The 4,334-nt window shown below is 70.2% G+C and carries 4 protein-coding genes; 1 reads left to right on the top strand and 3 read right to left on the bottom strand.

Features of this window, described 5'->3' with window-relative positions:
- Window positions 1-37 precede the first annotated feature (37 nt).
- Entirely contained in the window at window positions 38-1,267 is a 1,230-nt protein-coding gene (locus tag OHT77_RS11350; protein WP_328828130.1) for an RICIN domain-containing protein, read from the top strand.
- A 59-nt stretch (window positions 1,268-1,326) separates the two neighbouring features.
- Here the strand turns inward: OHT77_RS11350 and OHT77_RS11345 are convergent, their stop codons facing one another.
- The 3 genes from OHT77_RS11345 to OHT77_RS11335 form a co-directional block, all read right to left on the bottom strand.
- A complete protein-coding gene (locus OHT77_RS11345; RefSeq protein WP_266773472.1) occupies window positions 1,327-2,856 on the bottom strand; it encodes a helix-turn-helix domain-containing protein in 1,530 nt (509 codons plus the stop codon).
- A 76-nt stretch (window positions 2,857-2,932) separates the two neighbouring features.
- On the bottom strand, window positions 2,933-3,130 hold the full coding sequence (locus tag OHT77_RS11340; protein ID WP_266773474.1) for a DUF4236 domain-containing protein: 198 nt from the start codon (window positions 3,128-3,130) through the stop codon (window positions 2,933-2,935).
- 70 nt (window positions 3,131-3,200) lie between these two features.
- Window positions 3,201-4,109, bottom strand: a complete 909-nt coding sequence (locus tag OHT77_RS11335; RefSeq protein ID WP_328828128.1) for a class I SAM-dependent methyltransferase — start codon at window positions 4,107-4,109, stop codon at window positions 3,201-3,203.
- Between the last annotated feature and the right edge of the window lie 225 nt (window positions 4,110-4,334).

Here is a 4,334-nt window from a genome sequence, read left to right as displayed (position 1 = left end):
CCGGTCGTCACCCGATCCCCTTTCTGGAAGGACCAGCATGTCCGGCAAGAACAGCCCGCAGCACCAGGCAGCGACGGGCGGGGCGGAGCCCACTCCGGCCCCGGACACCGCGAGCGGCGCCCCCGAGACCGGCGCCGAACTCCCGCCCACGAGCGGCGAGTCGGAGAGCGGCCGCACCGCTGCCACCGGTACCCCGGCGACCGCGGCGAAGGCGGAGGCGACACCGACGCCCCCCGCGCAGCCCGCCGCGGCGGCCCAACTCCCCGGCGCCGAAGCCGCCGTAGGCACCGATACGGGCACCGACGGCGCCACCGCCGAAGCGGCCCCCGACACCCAAGCCCAAGGTCACGCCGATCCCGACCCCGCCCCCGAGGCCCTCGCGGGCGCGGCAACGGCCGCATCCGGAGGCGGCGTTGGAGCGGGCTCGGGGACCGATGAGGACACCGCCACCGCCGCGCCCGCCTTCGGCCGCCCTTCCCGGGGTCTCCTCGCCGGCGCCGCGATAGCAGGTGCGCTGCTCATCGGGGTGCCGTTCCTGGTGTCGGGGATGCTCGGCAAGTCGGGCTCGGACAGCAAGCCGTCGGACCAAGTGGCCGACGCCGGGACGGTGTTGAACGGGGCGACGACGGACAGCGGCGCGGGCGCCTACGGTTCGGCCAGCCCGGACCTGACCACCCCGAAGGCGACCCCCTCGCACCCCTCCGGCGGCAAGAACAACGCGGTGAAGAACGGCGCGGGAGCGGCGGCGGCCGGTGCCGGTTCCGGTGCCGGGGTGATCGCGGGCAGTTCCGCCGAGGCGCCCAAGAAGGCCTCTTCCGGGAAGAGTTCGACGAAGAAGTCCACCACGCCCAAGGTCACGGCCACCAAGACGGTGATCAGCGCCCCCGGCACCACCATCTACGGTCACGCCTCCAACAAGTGCATTGAGATGGTGGGTCACAAGGGCGCCGACGGCTCGCCGCTGCAGATCAACAGCTGCACCGGCAAGAACTGGCAGAAGTGGGACTTCCGTTCGGACGGCACGATCCGCTCCATGGGCCTGTGCATGGACGTCGCCTGGGGCTCGTCGGCGAACGGCGCGGTGATCCAGATCGCGGTGTGCAGCGGCAACCCGGCCCAGCAGTTCCGCCTCAACTCCAGCAACGACCTGGTCAATCCGCAGTCCAACAAGTGCGTGGACGTCAAGGACCAGAAGACCGGCAACGGCACCCGGCTCCAGCTCTGGGACTGCAACGGCCAGGACAACCAGAAGTGGAGCACCCGCTGAACACGGCGGTGCCGCCGCACCTGTAGGGCACGGCGGCACCCGAGCATCCGCGATGCGGTCTAGATGTCGCGGAAGATCTCGATCTGCGCCCCGATCGAGTTGAGCCGCTCCGCCAGGTCCTCGTAACCGCGGTTGATGACATACACGTTGCGCAGGACGGACGTGCCCTCCGCCGCCATCATCGCGAGCAGGACGACCACCGCGGGCCGCAGCGCCGGCGGGCACATCATCTCGGCGGCCCGCCAGCGGGTCGGGCCCTCGACCAGCACGCGGTGCGGGTCGAGGAGTTGGAGCCGGCCGCCGAGGCGGTTGAGGTCCGTGAGGTAGATCGCGCGGTTGTCGTAGACCCAGTCGTGGATGAGGGTCTGACCCTGCGCGACCGCCGCGATGGCCGCGAAGAACGGCACGTTGTCGATGTTCAGGCCGGGGAACGGCATCGGGTGGATCTTGTCGATCGGCGCCTCCAGCTTGGAGGGCCGGACCGTCAGGTCCACCAGCCGCGTACGGCCGTTGTCCGCGACGTACTCCGGGGTGCGGTCGTGGTCGAGGCCCATCTCCTCCAGGACCGCGAGCTCGATCTCCAGGAACTCGATGGGCACCCGGCGGACCGTCAGCTCCGACTCGGTGACGACGGCGGCGGCCAGCAGGCTCATCGCCTCGACCGGGTCCTCGGAGGGGGAGTAGTCCACATCGACGTCGATGGTCGGCACGCCGTGCACGGTGAGGGTGGTGGTGCCGATGCCCTCGACCTCGACGCCCAGCGCCTCCAGGAAGAAGCACAGGTCCTGGACCATGTAGTTGGAGGACGCGTTGCGGATGACCGTGACACCGGCGTGGCGGGCGGCGGCCAGCAGCGCGTTCTCGGTGACCGTGTCGCCGCGCTCGGTCAGCACGATCGGGCGGTCGGGGGAGACGGACCGGTCGATCCGCGCGTGGTAGAGACCCTCGGTCGCGGCGATGTCGAGACCGAAGCGGCGCAGCGCGATCATGTGCGGCTCGATCGTGCGCGTCCCGAGGTCGCAACCGCCCGCGTACGGCAGCTTGAAGCTGTCCATGCGGTGCAGCAGCGGGCCGAGGAACATGATGATCGAGCGGGTGCGGCGGGCCGCCTCGGCGTCGATCGACTCCATGTCCAGCTCGGCCGGCGGCACGATCTCCAGGTCGACGCCCTCGTTGATCCAGCGGGTGCGGACGCCGATCGAGCCGAGTACCTCCAGAAGGCGGTACACCTCCTCGATCCGCGCGACCCGGCGCAGCACTGTGCGCCCCTTGTTGAGGAGCGAGGCGCACAGCAGTGCCACGCACGCGTTCTTGCTGGTCTTCACATCGATCGCACCGGACAGCCGGCGTCCGCCGACCACCCTCAGATGCATCGGACCGGCGTAGCCCAGAGACACGATCTCGCTGTCCAGGGCTTCACCGATTCGAGCGATCATCTCAAGGCTGATGTTTTGGTTGCCGCGCTCGATGCGATTGACGGCGCTCTGACTGGTGCCGAGCGCCTCGGCGAGCTGCGTCTGTGTCCAGCCCCGATGTTGCCGGGCGTCACGGATGAGCTTGCCGATACGTACGAGGTAGTCGTCTGCCATGAGGCCGAGGTTATCTCAGATATGAGATGGCGCCTCCTGGGGGGTCCATTCGGGTGACGACCGGTCAGCAGCGCCCTCAGTCGTCCTTCTTGGTGCGCGTCTTGCGCCACCCGAACGGCCCGGGCAGGTTCATCGATGTCGTACGGCGCCCCGAGGTACTGCGTGTGTACCGCGGGCCGCGCTTGCCCCCGGTCGTGAACGACAGGGACCCCTTGTTGATGTTCAGCCGAAGCCAGGGAAGGATCCGGAAACTCTTGCGGAACGTGAGCGGCATGCCCGCCCCCTTTCGTCTCGCACCGGGTACCCCGAAGTCGGCCAAACATCCGAGGACAAAAGGGAGTTGCTCACTTTCCTCCGTCGTCCCCGAGCTGGAAATGCCAGATCACCACGACCGGCGCCCCGTCCAGCGCGGCGGCCGACGCCTCGGGGCACCAGCGCCGGAGGTCCCAGGACATCCAGGTGGGCAGCGCGTCCGGGGCGGCGCCGGGGTCGGGGGAGTGGCGCGGGCGGCGGGGTTCCTCGCAGTGGCGGACCTGGAAGCCGAGGGGGAGCGCGGCCGACAGGTAGGCGCTGAGCGGGCGGTGGTACTCGGTGAGCAGGGTGGGACGGCCGTCCGGGCCGGGGCGGCGGGGGAGTGTGGGCCGTAGGTAGGACGACATGAGGTGCGCGTCCGAGATCACGAGATGCCCGCCGGGCCGCAGCACCCGTGCGAACTCGGCGAGCACGGCCGCGAGATCGGGCACGTGGGTCAGCGCGAGCGCGCAGACGACGGTGTCGACCGCACTGTCGGGAAACGGCAACCGGTGCAGATCGGCCTCGCGGAGGTCGACGTCCGGCAGCCGCTCCCGTGCCCGCGCGAGCATCTCCGGCGAGGCGTCGACGCCCGTCACGCGATGGCCGAGCCGGTGCAGATGGGCGGTGTGCCGGCCGGTGCCGCAGGCGGCGTCCAGGGCCGTGCCGACCGGCAGGCCGTCCAGGATGCGCCGGACGACGGGCTGCTCGATGTCGATCATCTGGTTGCCGGGCTCGTCGTAGTACGCCGCCCACTCCTCGTAGACGTCGGCCGTGCCGATCGCGCCCGGCACCGCCGTGACGCCCTCGGCGCGGGCGAGTTCCGGGGTGTCCAGCAGCCCGCGGATCTCGGCCGTCCTGGCCTCGACGAAGGCCTGGTCGGCGGTTCCCTCCCGGAGGCCGCGCAGCAGGGCGGTGCCCTCCAGTCCCAGCAGATAGCCGAGCGGGCTCAAGTAGGTCACCCCGGCGACGGTACGGACGCGGGGCGTGTCGGCTCCAGCGGTTTTCCGGCGCAGCCGGGTCCGGGCATGACCAGCCCGCCCCCATGTACTAGAGTTATCTCGACATCGAGATATCTGCCGAGGTGCACCGCAGCCGCACACTCCGCCGATCCAGCAGTAAGGCTTGCCTAACTTAGCCTTACCTTAGCGGATCGGCCAAGACGTCGTAGCGGCAGGATGCGGTGG

This window comes from Streptomyces sp. NBC_00252 (genome assembly GCF_036187565.1).
Classification (GTDB): Bacteria; Actinomycetota; Actinomycetes; order Streptomycetales; family Streptomycetaceae; genus Streptomyces.
Note: the sequence above shows the minus strand (reverse complement) of the source record. Positions and strands in the feature narration are given on the sequence as shown.